Source organism: Ruminococcus sp. AF31-8BH, from assembly GCF_003460605.1.
GTDB lineage: Bacteria > Bacillota > Clostridia > Lachnospirales > Lachnospiraceae > Blautia_A > Blautia_A acetigignens.
The window spans coordinates 233,174-234,359 of record NZ_QTVN01000008.1 but is presented as its reverse complement, the minus strand read 5'-3'; the positions used below and the strand labels follow the sequence as shown (position 1 = coordinate 234,359).

General features: G+C 42.1%; 1 protein-coding gene. It reads right to left on the bottom strand.

Annotated elements, in window-relative coordinates:
- Positions 1-378: 378 nt before the first annotated feature.
- The coding region (locus tag DWZ38_RS11985; protein WP_207661323.1) for a hypothetical protein at positions 379-1,186 on the bottom strand (808 nt) is incomplete at its 5' end.

Sequence of the window (1,186 nt, the reverse complement as noted above, 5' to 3'; positions counted from 1 at the left end):
ATCAAAGAAAACTGTCCATTAACATCAACTCTCGTGATCGGGTTATCATCACAGTATGCATACAGGTTCTTCTCGCCCAGCATATCGAGATTGTCCCTTAAAACCTGTGTGTCATCCGCGCTGATGAATCTGCGGATTGCAGGATCGTAGTAACGGCTGCGGCAGTAATGCAGGCCGATTTCCAGCTGTCATAGGTATATCTTACAACCACCGTTTCGCCCTTGTCAATATGACTTCAACCACCATTCTGCCATTTCAAAACTACATATAAATTTCTATTTCAATAATTCTGGAATTGTTCAGTATTTCATAAAATAAAACCAGGAAATCAACAGCATACAGTACTGCAATTTCCTGGCTTGGTAAACACCTAATTTTCTATTTTCCCTCCAGTAAAGCAAGCTTTTTTTTCAGAAGCAAAAGTTCTCTTTCCGCATTGTCAGCGCGCCTACGCTCTTTTTCTGTATTCTTTCGCTCCTCTTCTTTTCCAAGTTCTCTCCCGAGTTTTTCCCCAAGCTCTTTTCCCAATTCTCTCCCGGCCTCGAATTCCTCTTTTCGTAGCAACTCTTCTTCCCATTCCCGGTCGTATTCAAATATACTCATTGCGACTACCTCCGCACGATGCTTCAGAAGAAATTCCCGAAGAATTCCTTCCTGAATGCATTCTTCCACTGCTTTTTCTACCGCCTCGTTTAAACTCAGCGTTTTCTTGTATGTTCTTACTTTTGACACGTACTGGGCATATTCCTTCAGGATCTGGCAGCTTTCCATGAGCTTCTGGTTGTAGCCTTCATTGATATTAATTACCAGAACCTTCAGTTCCAATGCAGGCTCTCCATTGGATGTTTCGTATGCATCGGACAAACGGTGTTCCATCCGTTCTCCAATCTTACGGTTCCCGTTATAGAATACAATAAACTGCGGTGCGGGAATTTTCTGCTGTCTGTTGGAGTATAAGGAAATTCCTTTTTCCTTTATATACTTCTCGTATTCCTTGGCTATGTACATCAGATCACGCAGGGGAATATTAGGATTATACGTAGACTGATGCTCCCAGAGAAACAAAGCCAGGTCCAAAATAAATGCCAGATCATTTTTCATGCTCATGTATATAGCATTCTCCAGGGTCACAATCTCCAGCTGAGCACAATCACTGTAGTTTTTCCCATTTAGTGCATTGTACAAG